At 65.5% G+C, this 15,293-nt stretch carries 28 protein-coding genes and 1 pseudogene; all 29 read right to left on the bottom strand.

The window, feature by feature from the left end; all coding sequences use genetic code 11:
- On the bottom strand, positions 1-726 hold a 726-nt coding region (locus tag Q0996_RS06195; protein ID WP_322096650.1), incomplete at its 3' end, for a trypsin-like peptidase domain-containing protein.
- Between the two features lie 188 nt (positions 727-914).
- The gene (gene rplQ / locus Q0996_RS06200; RefSeq protein ID WP_299616935.1) at positions 915-1,337 is read right to left on the bottom strand and encodes a 50S ribosomal protein L17; all 423 of its coding nucleotides are present in this window, start codon (positions 1,335-1,337) and stop codon (positions 915-917) included.
- 137 nt (positions 1,338-1,474) lie between these two features.
- A complete protein-coding gene (locus tag Q0996_RS06205) occupies positions 1,475-2,491 on the bottom strand; it encodes a DNA-directed RNA polymerase subunit alpha (RefSeq protein ID WP_299616936.1) in 1,017 nt (338 codons plus the stop codon).
- Between the two features lie 152 nt (positions 2,492-2,643).
- A complete protein-coding gene (rpsK, locus tag Q0996_RS06210; protein WP_299616937.1) occupies positions 2,644-3,033 on the bottom strand; it encodes a 30S ribosomal protein S11 in 390 nt (129 codons plus the stop codon).
- 52 nt (positions 3,034-3,085) lie between these two features.
- The gene (gene rpsM / locus Q0996_RS06215) at positions 3,086-3,463 is read right to left on the bottom strand and encodes a 30S ribosomal protein S13 (RefSeq protein ID WP_299616938.1); all 378 of its coding nucleotides are present in this window, start codon (positions 3,461-3,463) and stop codon (positions 3,086-3,088) included.
- 138 nt (positions 3,464-3,601) lie between these two features.
- Positions 3,602-4,252: an adenylate kinase gene (locus Q0996_RS06220; RefSeq protein WP_299616939.1), complete on the bottom strand. Its 651-nt coding sequence runs from the start codon at positions 4,250-4,252 to the stop codon at positions 3,602-3,604.
- Positions 4,249-5,592: a preprotein translocase subunit SecY gene (gene secY, locus Q0996_RS06225; RefSeq protein WP_299616940.1), complete on the bottom strand. Its 1,344-nt coding sequence runs from the start codon at positions 5,590-5,592 to the stop codon at positions 4,249-4,251. Before secY ends, Q0996_RS06220 begins: the two co-directional genes overlap by 4 nt.
- A gap of 44 nt (positions 5,593-5,636) precedes the next feature.
- Entirely contained in the window at positions 5,637-6,146 is a 510-nt protein-coding gene (rplO, locus tag Q0996_RS06230; RefSeq protein ID WP_299616941.1) for a 50S ribosomal protein L15, read from the bottom strand.
- Positions 6,147-6,204: 58 nt separating this feature from the next.
- Positions 6,205-6,402 (bottom strand): 50S ribosomal protein L30, encoded by a 198-nt coding sequence (gene rpmD, locus Q0996_RS06235; protein ID WP_299616942.1) that lies wholly within the window; start codon positions 6,400-6,402, stop codon positions 6,205-6,207.
- 7 nt (positions 6,403-6,409) lie between these two features.
- Positions 6,410-6,985 (bottom strand): 30S ribosomal protein S5, encoded by a 576-nt coding sequence (gene rpsE, locus Q0996_RS06240; protein WP_299616943.1) that lies wholly within the window; start codon positions 6,983-6,985, stop codon positions 6,410-6,412.
- A gap of 14 nt (positions 6,986-6,999) precedes the next feature.
- The gene (gene rplR / locus Q0996_RS06245; RefSeq protein ID WP_299616944.1) at positions 7,000-7,362 is read right to left on the bottom strand and encodes a 50S ribosomal protein L18; all 363 of its coding nucleotides are present in this window, start codon (positions 7,360-7,362) and stop codon (positions 7,000-7,002) included.
- Between the two features lie 4 nt (positions 7,363-7,366).
- Positions 7,367-7,900 (bottom strand): 50S ribosomal protein L6, encoded by a 534-nt coding sequence (rplF, locus tag Q0996_RS06250; protein ID WP_299616945.1) that lies wholly within the window; start codon positions 7,898-7,900, stop codon positions 7,367-7,369.
- A 28-nt stretch (positions 7,901-7,928) separates the two neighbouring features.
- On the bottom strand, positions 7,929-8,327 hold the full coding sequence (rpsH, locus tag Q0996_RS06255) for a 30S ribosomal protein S8 (RefSeq protein WP_299616946.1): 399 nt from the start codon (positions 8,325-8,327) through the stop codon (positions 7,929-7,931).
- A 14-nt stretch (positions 8,328-8,341) separates the two neighbouring features.
- Positions 8,342-8,647, bottom strand: coding sequence for a 30S ribosomal protein S14 (rpsN, locus tag Q0996_RS06260; protein ID WP_299616947.1), 306 nt, complete (start codon positions 8,645-8,647; stop codon positions 8,342-8,344).
- An 18-nt stretch (positions 8,648-8,665) separates the two neighbouring features.
- Complete coding sequence (rplE, locus tag Q0996_RS06265; protein ID WP_299616948.1) at positions 8,666-9,208, bottom strand: 50S ribosomal protein L5; 543 nt, start codon at positions 9,206-9,208, stop codon at positions 8,666-8,668.
- A gap of 16 nt (positions 9,209-9,224) precedes the next feature.
- Positions 9,225-9,548 carry a 50S ribosomal protein L24 gene (gene rplX / locus Q0996_RS06270; RefSeq protein ID WP_299616949.1) on the bottom strand — a complete coding sequence of 108 codons (324 nt, stop codon included), beginning with the start codon at positions 9,546-9,548 and terminating at the stop codon, positions 9,225-9,227.
- On the bottom strand, positions 9,548-9,916 hold the full coding sequence (gene rplN, locus Q0996_RS06275; RefSeq protein WP_299616950.1) for a 50S ribosomal protein L14: 369 nt from the start codon (positions 9,914-9,916) through the stop codon (positions 9,548-9,550). Before rplN ends, rplX begins: the two co-directional genes overlap by 1 nt.
- A gap of 21 nt (positions 9,917-9,937) precedes the next feature.
- The gene (gene rpsQ / locus Q0996_RS06280) at positions 9,938-10,183 is read right to left on the bottom strand and encodes a 30S ribosomal protein S17 (protein WP_299616951.1); all 246 of its coding nucleotides are present in this window, start codon (positions 10,181-10,183) and stop codon (positions 9,938-9,940) included.
- Positions 10,184-10,195: 12 nt separating this feature from the next.
- Positions 10,196-10,393: a 50S ribosomal protein L29 gene (gene rpmC / locus Q0996_RS06285; RefSeq protein WP_299616952.1), complete on the bottom strand. Its 198-nt coding sequence runs from the start codon at positions 10,391-10,393 to the stop codon at positions 10,196-10,198.
- 3 nt (positions 10,394-10,396) lie between these two features.
- Positions 10,397-10,819 (bottom strand): 50S ribosomal protein L16, encoded by a 423-nt coding sequence (gene rplP / locus Q0996_RS06290; RefSeq protein WP_299616953.1) that lies wholly within the window; start codon positions 10,817-10,819, stop codon positions 10,397-10,399.
- Between the two features lie 43 nt (positions 10,820-10,862).
- Positions 10,863-11,540, bottom strand: coding sequence for a 30S ribosomal protein S3 (gene rpsC / locus Q0996_RS06295; RefSeq protein ID WP_299616954.1), 678 nt, complete (start codon positions 11,538-11,540; stop codon positions 10,863-10,865).
- Positions 11,540-11,920 carry a 50S ribosomal protein L22 gene (rplV, locus tag Q0996_RS06300; RefSeq protein WP_299616955.1) on the bottom strand — a complete coding sequence of 127 codons (381 nt, stop codon included), beginning with the start codon at positions 11,918-11,920 and terminating at the stop codon, positions 11,540-11,542. Before rplV ends, rpsC begins: the two co-directional genes overlap by 1 nt.
- A 4-nt stretch (positions 11,921-11,924) precedes the next feature.
- The gene (rpsS, locus tag Q0996_RS06305; protein WP_299616956.1) at positions 11,925-12,203 is read right to left on the bottom strand and encodes a 30S ribosomal protein S19; all 279 of its coding nucleotides are present in this window, start codon (positions 12,201-12,203) and stop codon (positions 11,925-11,927) included.
- A gap of 12 nt (positions 12,204-12,215) precedes the next feature.
- Entirely contained in the window at positions 12,216-13,046 is an 831-nt protein-coding gene (gene rplB, locus Q0996_RS06310) for a 50S ribosomal protein L2 (RefSeq protein ID WP_299616957.1), read from the bottom strand.
- Positions 13,047-13,049: 3 nt separating this feature from the next.
- A complete protein-coding gene (locus tag Q0996_RS06315; protein WP_299616958.1) occupies positions 13,050-13,382 on the bottom strand; it encodes a 50S ribosomal protein L23 in 333 nt (110 codons plus the stop codon).
- A complete protein-coding gene (rplD, locus tag Q0996_RS06320) occupies positions 13,379-13,999 on the bottom strand; it encodes a 50S ribosomal protein L4 (protein WP_299616959.1) in 621 nt (206 codons plus the stop codon). The genes Q0996_RS06315 and rplD overlap by 4 nt, the downstream gene beginning before the upstream one ends.
- A 2-nt stretch (positions 14,000-14,001) precedes the next feature.
- The gene (rplC, locus tag Q0996_RS06325) at positions 14,002-14,781 is read right to left on the bottom strand and encodes a 50S ribosomal protein L3 (RefSeq protein WP_299616960.1); all 780 of its coding nucleotides are present in this window, start codon (positions 14,779-14,781) and stop codon (positions 14,002-14,004) included.
- Between the two features lie 4 nt (positions 14,782-14,785).
- Positions 14,786-15,100: a 30S ribosomal protein S10 gene (rpsJ, locus tag Q0996_RS06330; RefSeq protein ID WP_167231680.1), complete on the bottom strand. Its 315-nt coding sequence runs from the start codon at positions 15,098-15,100 to the stop codon at positions 14,786-14,788.
- Between the two features lie 63 nt (positions 15,101-15,163).
- Positions 15,164-15,293, bottom strand: a pseudogene (gene tuf, locus Q0996_RS06335) (elongation factor Tu); the annotation flags it as partial.

Raw genomic sequence — 15,293 nt, forward strand, 5'->3', positions numbered from 1 at the left:
GTTGATGGGCACGGCGAAGCCGATGGTGTTGGCGTTCGGATTGATCGCCGTGTTGATGCCGATGACCTCGCCGGAGAGGTTGAGCAGCGGGCCGCCGGAGTTGCCGGGATTGATGGCGGCGTCGGTCTGAATGAAGAAGCTGAAGTCGGTGATCCCCACTTGGGTGCGCGCCAGCGCCGAGACGATGCCGCTGGTCACCGTCTGGCCGACGCCGAAGGGATTGCCGAGGGCCAGGACCAGATCGCCCACCTCCACAGTGTCGGAATCGCGGAAGGGAATGCTGGGCAGCGCCTCGCCCCGCGGATCGACCCGCAAGACCGCCAGGTCGGTGCGCGGGTCCGCCAGCACCAACTGTGCCTCGAACTCGCGGCGGTCCTTCAGGACCACCTTGATTAAGGTGGCGCCCTTGATGACGTGCTCGTTGGTGACGATGAAGCCCTCGGGATCGACGATGACGCCGGAGCCGAGGGAGGACTGCTGCTGCTGGCGCTTGCGCTCCGGCCCGATGTTGCCGCCGAAGAAGCGCCGGAAGAAGGGATCGTCCAGCAGCGAGCTGACGCGCCGTTGCCGTTCGACCTTGCGCTGGGTGAAGATGTTGACCACCGCGGGGGCGGCCTGGCGCACCACCGGGGCAAAGGACAGCATGACCTCGTCCCGGCTGTCCGGGACCGCCCGCTCCTGGGCCAGCGCGGCAAAGCCGGTTGCACCGGTCAGCAGCAGCGCCAAGGCCAGAGCCGGCCCGAAAATCGCCCGTTTTGCCCGGTTGAAGCGGGTCAATGCTCTTTTCCCATTGGTTCGCGTGTCGCCCACCCCATATTTGGGGGCCGTTGCGGAGCGGTCAAACAAGAAAGGCAGCCCCGGGAGGCTGCCTTTCGCGAACGTGATCGTCTTGTGAGACGATTTGCCTCCCAAACTTAGTCTTCCTCGTCTTCGTCCTCGGCCTCCTGGGTCGGACCGGAATCCTGCCCCTTGGCGTCCTCGTCGCGGTCGACCAGTTCGATGATGGCCATCGGGGCCATGTCGCCGTAGCGATGGCCCGCCTTGAGGACGCGGGTGTAGCCGCCCGGGCGCTCCTTGTAGCGCTCGGCCAGGTCGTCAAACAGCTTCTCGGTCAACAGCGTATCGCGCAGCACCGAGAGTGCCTGACGGCGTGCATGCAGATCGCCGCGCTTGCCCAGGGTGATCAGCCGGTCGACAACGCGCCGCAGATCCTTGGCCTTCGGCAAGGTGGTCTTGATCTGCTCGTGCTTGATCAGCGATGCAGCCATGTTGGCGAACATCGCCTTGCGGTGGCTGGCCGTCCGGTTGAAGCGGCGCCCATGAAGACCGTGACGCATGTCCTATCCTTTCATCATCCCTGGCCTCGCGCACGAGACCGATTGCACTGCCGCCTGCCCTCTCAGGCTCTTCAAAGCCCTGATCCGGTACAGCCGGGGGGAGCCGTCTGCTCCCAATCCGATACCTGCGAAGCGCCTCAGTAAGGCTCTTCCAAACGCTTGGCCAGCTCCTCGATGTTCTCGGGCGGCCAGCTCGGGATCTCCATACCCAGATGGAGGCCCATGGAGGCGAGAACCTCCTTGATCTCGTTCAGCGACTTGCGCCCGAAGTTCGGCGTGCGCAGCATCTCGCCTTCGGTCTTCTGCACCAGATCGCCGATGTAGACGATGTTGTCGTTCTTCAGGCAGTTGGCCGAGCGTACCGAGAGCTCCAGCTCTTCGACCTTGCGCAGCAGGTTGCGGTTGAACGGCGGCTCGCTGGGCGCCTCCTCGTCGTGGCGCGCCTGCGGCTCCTCGAAGTTGATGAAGAGCTGAAGCTGGTCCTGGAGGATCCGGGCAGCCAGCGCCACGGCGTCGTCCGGCGTCACCGCGCCGTTGGTTTCGACCTCCATGGTCAGCTTGTCGTAGTCGGTGACCTGGCCGACGCGGGTGTTGTCCACCTTGTAGGAGATCTTGCGCACCGGCGAGAAGATCGAATCGACCGGCACCAGGCCGATGGGCGCGTCCTCCGGCCGGTTCTGGGTGGCCGGGACATAGCCCTTGCCGGTGTCCACGGTCAGTTCCATGTCGATACGCGCGCCGTCGTCCAGGGTGCAGAGCACCAGTTCCGGGTTCATGATCTCGATGTCATGGCCGGTCTCGATCTGGCCGGCGGTCACCTCGCCCGGGCCCTCGGCCCTGAGGCGCATGCGCTTCGGCCCCTCGCCGCCCATGCGCAGCGCGATGGCCTTGACGTTGAGGACCACGTCGGTGACGTCCTCACGCACGCCGGGGATCGAGGAAAACTCGTGCAAAACGCCGTCGATCTGGATGGAGGTCACCGCCGCCCCCTGCAGGGAGGACAGCAGCACACGCCGCAGCGCATTGCCCAGGGTCAGGCCAAAGCCCCGCTCGAGCGGCTCGGCCACCACCTTGGCGACGCGGTGGGCGTCCGGTCCCGGCTGGATGTCCAGCTTCGTCGGCTTGATCAGTTCGGTCCAGTTTTTCTGCAGCACGCTGGTGCCCTCACGACTTCTAGGCTGTTCAGATCGTCAATTGAGTCAGTACGGACCTTCCGTCTGCTCCGATTGGCGCGATGCCGGCAGCCTTCGGCGATCGCCAATCTCATGCCGGGGTTCGATCGTCCGGCGATCCCCCGGCCTTAGCGTTAAACGCGGCGCCGCTTCGGCGGCCGGCAGCCGTTGTGCGGAATCGGCGTGACGTCGCGGATGGCGGTGATGGTGAAACCCACCGCCTGGAGCGCGCGCAGCGCCGATTCGCGGCCCGAACCCGGGCCCTTGACGTTGACTTCCAGGGTCCGCATGCCGTGTTCCTGCGCCTTCTTGCCGGCATCCTCGGCGGCGATCTGCGCCGCAAAGGGGGTCGACTTGCGCGAACCCTTGAAGCCCTGACCACCGGCCGAAGACCAGGAGATGGTATTGCCCTGGACGTCGGTGATCGTGATCATGGTGTTGTTGAACGTAGCGTTCACATGCGCGATGCCGGAGGTGATGTTCTTCTTCTCGCGGCGGCGCAGACGCGCTTGCGGTTTGGCCATGGCCTTGTTGCTCGTTTCCTGATGCTAGACGCTTGCTGACGGGGGCAAAATTCTACCTGGCGGCTTTCTTCTTGCCGGCGATGGGCCGCGCCGGGCCCTTGCGGGTCCGCGCGTTGGTGTTGGTCCGCTGGCCGCGCACCGGCAGCCCCTTGCGGTGCCGCAGGCCGCGATAGCAGCCCAGATCCATGAGGCGCTTGATGTTCATCGCCACCTCACGGCGCAGGTCACCCTCCACCGAATAGTCGCGGTCGATGGTCTCGCGCACGCGCACCACCTCGTCGTCGGTCAGCTCGTTGACCCGCCGCTCCCGCGGGATACCCACCTTCTGGCAGATCTCGGTGGCCTTGGTGCGGCCGATCCCGTGGATGTAGGTCAAGGCGATCTCGACCCGCTTTTGGGTCGGAATGTTGACGCCAGCAATACGTGCCACTTCGCGGAACTCCTTAGACGCGGTAGACTCGGGCCCACCAGCGCCCGAAAACCCTGTTTAGACAAGCAGAAGAGTCCGGTCGCCAAAGGCGCCGGAAAGCCGGGATTATAGGGCTGGTCAACGGCAAGTCAACAGCCATCAGGCAGCCCCCAGGGCATCTTCGATCTGCTCGGCGACTTCGTCGATGCCGGCCATGCCGTCGACGGCCTTCAGAATGCCCTTGCCCTCGTAATAGGGCAGGATCGGGGCGGTCTGGGCGTGGTAGGCCGCCAGGCGGCTGCGCACGGTCTCGGCATTGTCGTCGCTGCGGCGCTTGAACTCTGTGCTGCCGCAGTTGTCGCAGACGCCCTCCACCTTGGGCTTCTGGAACTCGTCGTGATAACCGGCCCCGCAGGCGGCGCAGGTGTAGCGCCCGGTGATGCGCCCCACCAGGACCTCGTCCTGCACCTTCATCTCGACCACGGAGTGGAGCTTCAGGCCCTTGTCGGCCAGCATCCGGTCCAGCGCCTCGGCCTGGGGCGTGGTGCGGGGAAAACCGTCGAGAATGAAGCCGTTGGCGCAGTCCGGCTGGTCGATCCGGTCGGCGATCATGGCGATCATCAGATCGTCCGGCACCAGATTGCCGGCATCCATGATCTCCTTCGCCTTCTTGCCCAGCTCGCTGCCGGAAGCGACCGCCGCCCGCAGCATGTCGCCGGTTGAGAGCTGGATCAGCTTGTGCTTCTCTTCCAGGCGTTTGGCCTGGGTGCCCTTGCCCGCCCCCGGTGGTCCCAAAAGAATGATGTTCATCCGCGCCTCCCCCGAAGCTTGGATTTCTTGATCAGCCCCTCGTATTGCTGGGCCAGCAGGTGCGCATGGATCTGGCCCACCGTGTCCATGGTCACCGTCACCACAATGAGCAGCGACGTGCCCCCGAAATAGAAGGGAATGTTGTACTCGGCGCGCAGGATCTCCGGCATCAGGGCCACCGCCGCCAGGTAGATCGCGCCCACGGTACCCAGACGGGTCATGATGCGGCGCAGGAACTCCGCGGTGTTCTTGCCCGGACGGATGCCGGGGATGAAGCCGCCGTGCTTCTTCAGGTTGTCCGCCGTGTCGTCCGGATTGAAGACGATCCCGGTGTAGAAGAAGGCGAAGAAGATGATCATCGCCGCGTAGATGATCAGGTAAAGCGGTGTGCCCTGGCCCAGGGTCGCGGTGACCCAGCGCAGCCACTCCGGCCCGCCGCCGCCGGAGAAGCCCGCCGCGGTCAGCGGCATCAGCAGCAGCGAAGAGGCGAAGATCACCGGAATGACGCCGGAGGGATTGAGCTTCAGCGGCAGGTGCGAGGCTTCGCCGCCGAACATCTTGTTGCCCACCTGGCGCTTGGGATACTGCACCACGATGCGGCGCTGGGCGCGCTCGATGAACACGATGAAGGCGATCACGGCCACCGAACCGACCAGGAGCAGGATGATGACAATCGCCGAGAGGGTGCCGACACGGCCGAGTTCGAGAACCTCGAACAAGGCCAGCGGCAGGTTGGCGACGATGCCGGCGAAGATGATCAGCGAGATACCGTTGCCGACGCCGCGCTGGGTGATCTGCTCGCCCAGCCACATCAGGAAGACCGTGCCGCCGGTCAGGGTAATGACCGTCGTCAGGCGGAAGAACAGGCCCGGATCGATGACCGCCGAGCCGGTGGAGCCCTGCGTCGACTCCAGGCCGACGGCGATGCCGTAGGACTGGAACATCGCCAGCACCACCGTGCCGTAGCGGGTGTACTGGTTGATCTTCTTGCGGCCGGCCTCACCCTCTTTCTTCAGCGCTTCCAGGGTCGGCGAAACCGCCGTCAGAAGCTGCATGATGATGGCCGCAGAGATGTACGGCATGATGTTGAGGGCGAAGATGGTCATGCGGCTGAGGGCGCCGCCGGCGAACATATCGAAGACGCCGATAATGCCGCCCGCCTGCTGGGAGAAGATCTCCGCCAGAATCTGCGGGTCGACGCCGGGAATGGGGATCCAGGTGCCGAGGCGGTAGATGACCAGGGCGCCGAGCGTGAACCAGATTCGCTTCCTCAACTCCGGGGCTTTGGCGAAGGCGCCAAAGTTGATGTTGGCAGCGAGTTGCTCGGCAGCTGAAGCCATGGGCTCTGTCTTTCGTGTACGGGACGGCGCTCACACCGCCCGGTCTATTCGGACGCCGGCGCGCTTTCCGCGGTCTCGGCCGCTGCAGCGGGAGCCTTGGCCACCACGGTCACAGATCCGCCGGCCTTCTCCACAGCCTCGACCGCCGCCTTGGAGGCGCCGGCGACTGTGATGTCTATCTTGGTCTTGAGCTCGCCCTTTGCAAGCAAACGGATGCCGTCGCGCGCGGTCTTCACCAGGCCCGCCTCGCGCAGCGCCGCGGCGTCCACCGGCTTCTTGGCGTCCAGCCGGCCGGCATCGATGGCGGACTGCAGGCGGCCCAGGTTCACCACCTTGAAGGTCTTGGCGAAGATGTTGTTGAAGCCACGCTTGGGCAGGCGCCGGTGCAGCGGCATCTGGCCGCCCTCGAAGCCCTTGATGGCCACGCCGGAGCGGGACTTCTGCCCCTTGTGGCCGTGGCCGGAGGTCTTGCCCTTGCCCGAGCCGATGCCGCGCCCGATGCGCTTGCGCGCCTTGTTGGCGCCTGTGTTGTCGCTCAACTGATTGAGTTTCATCGCTTTTCGTCCCAAACCGGGCAGCCTCAGCCGACCGCCCGAAACAGTCTTTCGCGCCCTAGGCCTCGCCTTCGACGCGCACCAGGTGGCTCACCTTGTTGATCATGCCGCGCACCGCCGGGGTATCCTCCAGCTCGCGCGTGCGGTTCATCTTGTTCAGCCCGAGGCCCACCAGGGTCGCCCGCTGGTCCTTCGGGCGGCCGATGGGGCTGGCGATCTGGGTGACCCTCAGGGTCTTCTTGCTGGCCGCTGCCATTGTCGGGTTACTCCCTCGCCTCGGCGGCCGCGGTGTCGCGGCGGCCCAGCACCTCGGCCACCTTCTTGCCGCGCCGCTGCGCAACCATGCGCGGGCTGGCGCTGCGGCCCAGGGCCTCGAAGGTGGCGCGGATCATGTTGTGGGGGTTGGAACTGCCCACCGACTTGGCGACCACGTCCTGCACGCCCAGCGCCTCGAAGACCGCACGCATCGGACCGCCGGCGATGATGCCGGTACCGGCCTCGGCCGCCCGCAGCAGCACCTTGCCGGCGCCGAAGCGCCCGCGGATGTCGTGGTGCAGGGTCCGGCCCTCACGCAGCGGCACACGGATCATGTCCTTCTTGGCCTGCTCGGTCGCCTTGCGGATCGCCTCCGGCACCTCGCGGGCCTTGCCGTGGCCGTGACCGACCCGGCCGCGGCCGTCGCCGACCACCACCAGGGCGGCAAAGCCGAAGCGCCGGCCACCCTTGACCACCTTGGCCACGCGGTTGATGCCGACCAGCTTCTCGATCAGTTCCGGCTCGTCGTTGTCGCGCTGGCGGCGATCGTCGCGGGACCGCCCTTCGCGGGGAGCTCGTGCCATAGCCTTGTCTTTCCTTAGAACGTCAATCCGCCTTCACGGGCGGCATCGGCCAAGGCCTTCACGCGCCCATGAAAGAGGTATGCACCACGGTCGAAGACGACCTCCTTGATGCCGGCCGCAACCGCGCGCTCCGCCACCAGCTTGCCGACCTCGGCGGCGGCTGCCTTGTCGGCGCCGTGCTTCAGCTTCGGCTTCAGGCTGCCGTCGACGCTGGAGGCCGAGGCGACGGTGACGCCCTGGCTGTCGTCGATCACCTGAGCGTAGATGTGCTTGCCGGAGCGGAAGACCGAGAGACGCGGCCGGCCGCTGCTCTTGCGGCGCAGCCGGGAGCGAACCCGCCGCTTGCGCCAATCCTGTAGGGTCTTTGTCGTCTTCATCGCTTTACTTCTTCTTGCCTTCCTTGCGCAGGATGACTTCTTCCGCGTACTTCACGCCCTTGCCCTTGTAGGGCTCCGGCGGGCGGAAGCCGCGGATCTCCGCCGCCACCTGGCCGACCTTCTGCTTGTCCGCGCCGCTGACCGTGATCGCCGTCGGCTTCTCGCACTTGATGTCGATGCCCTCGGGGATCGGATAGGCGACATCGTGGCTGAAGCCCAACTGCAGGTTCAGGGACTGCCCCTGCACCGCGGCACGATAGCCGACGCCGTTGATCTCCAGGTTCCTGGTGAAGCCCTCGGAGACGCCGATCACCATGTTCTGGATGCGCGAGCGCACGGTGCCCCACATGGCCCGGGCGCGCTTGCCGTCGTTGGCCGGCTTGACCCAGACCTTGCCGTCATCCTGGCTGACCTCGACATCCTCGGTCGCCTCGTACTCCAGCATGCCCAGCTTGCCCTTCGCCGAGATCTGCCGGCCCTTGATGGCAACCTCGACGCCGGAGGGCACTTCGATGGGGTTCTTGCCTACACGTGACATGACTGTCAGTTCCTTAACTCTGGCGTCCTCAGAAGACGCGGCAAAGCACCTCACCACCGACGTTCGCCGCCCGCGCTTCCTGGTCGGACATGACCCCGCGCGGCGTCGAGAGGATGGTGATGCCGAGGCCGTTGTAAAACCGCGGCAGCTCCTTGATCTTCGAATAGACACGCCGGCCCGGACGCGAAACGCGGGCGATCTCCTGGATCACCGGCAGGCCGTCGTTGTACTTCAGCTCGATTTCGACCTCGTTGTGACCGAAATCCGTGGCTTCGGTGCGGAAGCCGCGGATGTAGCCCTCACGCTGCAGAACACCCAGGACATTCGCGCGCAGCTTGGATGCCGGCGCGCGGACCTTCGACTTTCCGGTCCGCTGTCCGTTACGGATACGCGTCAGCATATCTCCGAGGGGATCGCTCATCGCCATCGCCCGACTACCTCCTACCAGCTCGACTTAACCATGCCAGGAACCTGACCCACCGAGGCCAGCTCGCGCAGCGAGATGCGCGAAAGCTGGAACTTGCGGTAGACGCCGCGCGGGCGCCCGGTCACCTGGCAGCGGTTGCGCAAACGGCCCTTGGTCGAATTGCGCGGCAACTTGGCAAGCTTCAGATAGGCCTGAAAGCGCTCCTCCGGCGGCAGCGTGCGGTCACGCGCCACGGCTTTCAGCTCGGCCCGCTTGCCTGCATAGCGGTTCACCAACTTCCTGCGAGCCTTGTTCTTCTCGACGGCACTCTTCTTTGCCATTGCTCTTTCCTTCCGCCCTTAGGCCCGAAACGGGAACTGGAAACCCTTCAACAGGGCCCTGGCTTCCTGGTCGTTCTTCGCTGTCGTGCAGATGACGATATCCATGCCCCGGATCTCGTCGACGGAGTCGTAGTCGATCTCCGGAAACACGATCTGTTCCTTCAGTCCCATGGCATAGTTGCCACGACCGTCGAAGCTCTTGTTCGAGAGGCCGCGGAAGTCGCGGACCCGCGGCAGAGCGATGGTCACCAGACGGTCGAGGAACTCGTACATGCGCTCGCGCCGCAGGGTCACCTTGCAGCCGACGGACATGCCCTCGCGCAGCTTGAAGGTGGCCACCGACCTCTTGGCCTTGGTCACCACCGGCGCCTGGCCGGCGATCAGCGTGAGCTCCTTCACCGCCGACTTGATCTTCTTGGAATCGGCCACCGCCTCACCAACGCCCATGTTGATGACGACCTTCTCGAGGCGCGGGACCTCCATGGTGTTCTTGTAGCTGAACTCCTCGATCAGAGCAGGCTTCAGCGTCGTCTCGTAATGCTCTTTCAAGCGCGGTTTCATCGTCGTTGACCTTCGCTTAGAAATCGATGGCTTCGCCGGAACGCTTGGCGAAGCGGATCTTGTTGCCGTCCTTGTCGAGCTTGTAGCCGACGCGGGTGGCCGAACCCGACTTAGGGTCGATGTGGGCAACGTTGGAGATGTGAAGCGAGGCTTCCTTCTCAACGATGCCGCCGGGCGAGGCCTGGCTCGGCGCGGTGTGGCGCTTGACCATGTTGACGCCCTGGACCAGCACGCGCTGTTCGGCGCGCAGCACGCGCAGGACTTCGCCCTGCTTGCCCTTGTCGCGGCCGGTGGTCACCACCACCTTGTCGCCCTTCTTGATCTTGAACTTCTTGGCCATCACAGCACCTCTGGGGCCAGGGAGATGATCTTCATGAACTTCTTGGCGCGAAGCTCACGGGTCACCGGGCCGAAAATACGGGTTCCGATCGGCTCGCCCTGCTTGTTGATCAGCACCGCCGCGTTGTTGTCGAAGCGGATCGTGCTTCCGTCGCCGCGCCGGATCTCCTTGGCGGTACGCACGATAACTGCCTGATGTACATCACCTTTTTTCACGCGGCCCCGCGGAATGGCTTCCTTCACCGACACCACGATGATGTCGCCGACGCCGGCCGTCTTGCGCTTGGAACCACCGAGCACTTTGATGCACTGCACCCGCCGGGCGCCCGAGTTGTCGGCGACGTCTAGCTGCGTCTGCATCTGGATCATCGGTCTCGCCCTTTCCCAGCTCTAAGCGGCCTGCTCGCCGTCGGTCACCACTTCCCAGGACTTGGTCTTGGAAATGGGCCGGCACTCGCGAATGCGCACGGTGTCGCCGACGTTGCAGTGATTGCCCTCGTCATGGGCGCGGTAGCGCTTGGAGCGCTTGATGATCTTCTTGTAGACGGGGTGCATGACCCGGCGCTCGACCAAGACGGTGATCGTCTTGTCGCCCTTGTCGCTCACCACCACTCCTTGCAAGACACGACGCGGCATAGCCGTAAACTCCTAAGATGCCGCCTGCTGCATAGTGCGCAGGATGGTTTTGATTCGCGCGATGTCGCGGCGCACCTGCCGCACACGCGCAGTGTTCTCGAGCTGCCCGCTCGCCTGTTGGAAACGCAGGTTGAACTGCTCCTTGCGCAGGTCGAGCAGCGATTCCTTCAGTTCGTCGGCGGACTTGCTCCGCAGGTCTGCGGCCTTCATGCCCTAGTTCTCCTCACCGCCGAGGCGGGTGACGAACCTCGTCTGCACCGGCAGCTTGGCCGATGCCAGGATGAAGGCTTCACGCGCCAGTTCCATGGGAACGCCGTCGAGCTCGAAGAGCACGCGGCCCGGCTTCACTCTCGCGGCCCACCACTCCGGCGAGCCCTTGCCCTTGCCCTGGCGGACCTCGGCGGGCTTGGACGACACCGGAACGTCCGGGAAAACGCGGATCCACAGCTTGCCGACACGCTTCATGTGGCGGGTGATGGTGCGCCGCGCGGCCTCGATCTGGCGCGCCGAGACACGGCCCGGCGTCGTGGCCTTCAGCCCATAGGCGCCGAAGTTCAGGGCCGTGCCGCCCTTGGCCTTGCCGTGGATGCGCCCCTTGTGGGCCTTTCTGTACTTCGTTCGTTTCGGCTGCAGCATCGCTGTCGTTCCTCAAACTCTACCTATCGCAGGCGCCGGTCGCTTATCGCGCCGTCTGCGCGTCCTGCGCACGCTTGTCCTGGGCCATGGGGTCGTGCCCCAGGATCTCGCCCTTGAAGACCCAGACCTTCACCCCGCAGGTGCCGTAGGTTGTCTTCGCCGTGGCCTCGCCGTAATCGACGTCGGCGCGCAGGGTGTGCAGGGGCACGCGGCCCTCGCGGTACCACTCCGTGCGGGCGATCTCGGCGCCGCCCAGGCGGCCGCCGCAGTTGATGCGAATGCCGCTGGCGCCCAGGCGCATGGCCGACTGCACGGCCCGCTTCATGGCGCGGCGGAAGGCAACGCGGCGCTCCAACTGGTTGGCGATGTTCTCGGCCACCAGACGCGCGTCGATTTCCGGCTTGCGGATCTCCACGATGTTCAGGTGAACCTCGCTCTCGGTCATCTTCTGCAGGGCGGCGCGCAGCTTTTCGATGTCGGCGCCCTTCTTGCCGATCACCACGCCCGGGCGGGCGGTGTGGATGGTGATCCGGGCCTTCTTCGCCGGCCGCTCGATGACGATGCGCGACACCCCGGCCTGCTGCAGACGGCCGCGCAGATACTTGCGGATGCGCAGGTCCTCGTGCAGCAGGTTCGCGTAGTTGTCGTCGGCGAACCAGCGGGAATCCCAGGTCCGGTTGATTCCCAGCCTGAGGCCGATCGGATTGACTTTCTGACCCATTACGCCGTTTCCTCGCGCTCGCGGACCACCAACGTCAGGCGGCTCCAAGGCTTCGTGATCTTGCCGGCGCGCCCGCGCGCCCGGGCACGGTAGCGCTTCATGACAAAACTGCGGCCGACCGAAGCCTCGGAGACGTAGAGGCGGTCGACGTCGAGCTGATGGTTGTTCTCCGCATTGGCGATGGCCGACTGCAGCGCCTTTTTGACGTCGTTGGCGATGCGCCGCTTGGAGAAGGTGAGCTCGGCCAGCGCCGCCTCGGCAGACATGCCGCGGATGGAGGCGGCCACCAGGTTCAGCTTCTGCGGGCTAGTGCGCAGGTTGCGCACCACGGTGCGCGCTTCCACCTCGGTGAGACGGCCGGGATGCTTCGGCTTACCCATGGTTCTAGCCCCTCCTGGCCTTCTTGTCGGCGGCGTGCCCGTAGAAGGTGCGCGTCGGCGCGAACTCGCCGAACTTGTGGCCCACCATGTTCTCGGTCACCAGCACCGGCAGGAACTTCTTGCCGTTGTAGACGCCAAAGGTCAGCCCGACGAACTGCGGCATGATGGTCGAGCGGCGAGACCAGGTCTTGATGATCTCGTTACGACCAGAGGCGCGCGACGTCTCTGCCTTCTTCAGCAGATAGCTGTCGACGAACGGACCTTTCCAAACAGAGCGTGACACGGTTGCGCTCTCCTATCGCTTCTTGTGACGGCGACGCACGATGAGTGAGTCGGTCTTCTTGTTTTGCCTGGTCTTGGCGCCCTTGGTCGGCTTGCCCCAGGGGGTGACCGGATCGCGGCCGCCCGAGGTGCGGCCCTCGCCGCCGCCGTGGGGGTGGTCGACCGGGTTCATGGCGACGCCGCGCACCGAGGGGCGCTTGCCCATCCAGCGCTTGCGCCCCGCCTTGCCCAGCTTGGCGTTGGCCTGGTCGGGGTTGGAGACCGCGCCGATGGAGGCCATGCACTCGGCCCGCACCATGCGCACCTCGCCGGAGCCCAGACGCAGCAGGGCATAGCCGGCATCGCGGCCCACCAACTGCACGTAGGTCCCCGCGGCGCGCGCGATCTGCCCGCCCTTGCCGGCCTTCATCTCCACATTGTGGACAATGGTGCCGACCGGGATCGACGACAGCGGCATGGCGTTGCCCGGCTTGATGTCCGCGCGCTCGCCGGAGATCACCGTATCGCCGACCGCCAGGCGCTGGGGCGCCAGGATGTAGCTCTGCTCGCCACCCTCATACTCGATGAGGGCGATGAAGGCGCTGCGGTTGGGATCGTATTCCAGGCGCAGCACCTTCGCCGGCACGTCGAAGTTCCGCCGCTTGAAGTCGACCATGCGGTAGAGCCGCTTGTGCCCGCCGCCGCGGCGACGCGCGGTGATACGGCCGGCATTGTTGCGCCCACCCTTCTTGGTCAGACCTTCGGTGAGCTTCTTGACCGGCTTGCCCTTCCAGAGGTCGCCGCGGTTCACCAGAACGAGGTTGCGGCGCCCCGGCGTGGTCGGATTGAATTTTTTCAGCGCCATCGCTTAGACCCCCGTGGTCACGTCAATGCTGTGGCCCTCGTCGAGGGTCACAAAGGCCTTCTTGCTGTCCGAGCGCTTGCCGAGCTGGCCGCGGAAACGCTTCACCTTGCCCTTCTGGCGCAGTGTGTTCACCGCCTTGACCTTCACCTTGAAGAGCGTCTCGACGGCGACCTTGATCTCCGGCTTGGTGGCATCCAGGGGCACCACGAAGGTCACCTGGTTGTGCTCGGAGCCCAGGGTCGACTTTTCCGTCACCACCGGGCGGCGGACCACCTCGTACATGCGCTCCTTCGAGACCACGGTCGGCTGGCTCTTGATGCTGCGTGCCCGGCTCATTTCAGTCGCGCCTCCAAGGCTTCCACCGCGCCCTTGGTCAGGACCAGGGTATCGCGGCGCAGGATGTCGTAGACGTTGGCGCCCTGCTGCGGCAGCACGTCCACCAGCGGGATGTTGCGCACCGCCCGGGCGAAACCGCCGTCGACCTGCGCCCCGTCGATGATCAGCACCGAAGACCAGCCCAGCGCCGCGAACTTCTTCGCCAGCTCACCGGTCTTGGCCTCCTTGACTGTCAGATCCTCGACCACGATCAGCTTGCCTTCGGAGGCCTTGGTCGAGAGCGCGGTCTTGAGGCCGAGCTTGCGGAACTTCTTGGTCAGGCTGTGGCTGTGGTCGCGCACCACCGGGCCGAAGACCGTGGCGCCGCCGCGGCGCTGGGTGGTCCGGGCCGAGCCCATGCGCGCGTTGCCGGTGCCCTTCTGCCGGTAGATCTTGCGGGTCGAGCCGGAGATCTCGCCCCGGGTCTTCACCTTGTGGGTGCCGGCGCGCCGCTTGGCGAGCTGCCAGTTGACCAGGCGGGTCAGCACGTCGCGGCGCGGCTCCAGGCCGAAGACGCCGTCGTCGAGCTCGATCTCGCCGGCCTTCTTGTTCTCAAGTGTCGTAACCGGACACTTCATGGTTACTGGTCCTTCTTCTCGTCTTCAGCCGCCTCGGGAGCCGCCTCTTGCGCCGGAGCGTCCTCCGCCGGTGCCTCTTCTTCCGCTTCCGCCGCCGGAGCCTCGGCCCCGGCACGCAGGGCCGCCGGGAACGGCAGGTTGTCCGGCGAACTGCGCTTCACGGCGTCGCGGATAGTGACCCAGCCGCCCTCGGCGCCGGGCACCGCGCCCTTCACCAGGATCAACCCGCGGTCCTCGTCCACCGAGACGATCTCCAGGTTCTGGGTGGTCACCCGGCGGTCGCCCATGTGGCCGGCCATCTTCTTGCCCTTGAAGACCTTGCCCGGGTCCTGGCTGTTGCCGGTGGAGCCGTGGGCACGGTGCGAGATCGACACGCCGTGGCTGGCGCGCAGGCCGGCGAAATTGTGGCGCTTCATGGCGCCGGCAAAGCCCTTACCGATGGAAGAGCCTGTGACGTCGACGAACTGGCCGGCGACGAAATGGGCGGCGGAAAGCTCCTGACCCACTTCCAGCAGCGCGTCGTTGGAAACGCGGAACTCGGCCAGCCGGCGCTTGGGCTCCACCTTCGCCTTGGCGAAGTGGCCGCGCATCGGCTTGCTGACGCGGTTCGGCTTGGCGCGGGCGGCGCCGAGCTGAACGGCGTCGTAGCCGTCCTTCTTCGAGGTGCGCACCGCCACCACCTGGCAGTCGTTCATCTGCAGCACGGTCACCGGCACGCTCTCGCCTTCCGGCGTAAACACCCGGGTCATGCCCATCTTCTGTGCAATCAGACCAGTCCGCATGGCATCAGCCCTTCAGCTTGATCTCGACATCAACGCCGGCGGCGAGATCCAGTTTCATCAGGGCATCCACCGTCTGCGGCGTCGGATCGACGATGTCGAGCAGGCGCTTGTGGGTGCGGATCTCGAACTGCTCACGGCTTTTCTTGTCGATGTGCGGCGAACGCAGCACCGTGTACTTCTCGATACGGGTCGGCAGCGGAATCGGGCCGCGCACCTGGGCGCCCGTCCGTTTCGCCGTACCGACGATCTCCGAGGTCGACTGGTCGAGCACCCGGTGATCGAAAGCCTTGAGGCGAATGCGTATGTCTTGGCTGTCCATAATTCAGCGCCATCCAAAAGTCGGCGCCTGCCCGGGATTGGGCAGGCGCGTCATAAAGTCCTCTTACTTGCTGATGCCTGCGGCGACGCCGGCGCCGACGGTGCGCCCGCCTTCGCGGATGGCAAAGCGCAGGCCCTCGTCCATCGCAATCGGCGCGATCAGCTCAACCGTCATCGACACATTGTCGCCCGGC

Origin of the sequence: Pelagibius sp., from assembly GCF_028289705.1 — a bacterium.
Taxonomy (GTDB): Bacteria; Pseudomonadota; Alphaproteobacteria; order Kiloniellales; family Kiloniellaceae; genus Pelagibius.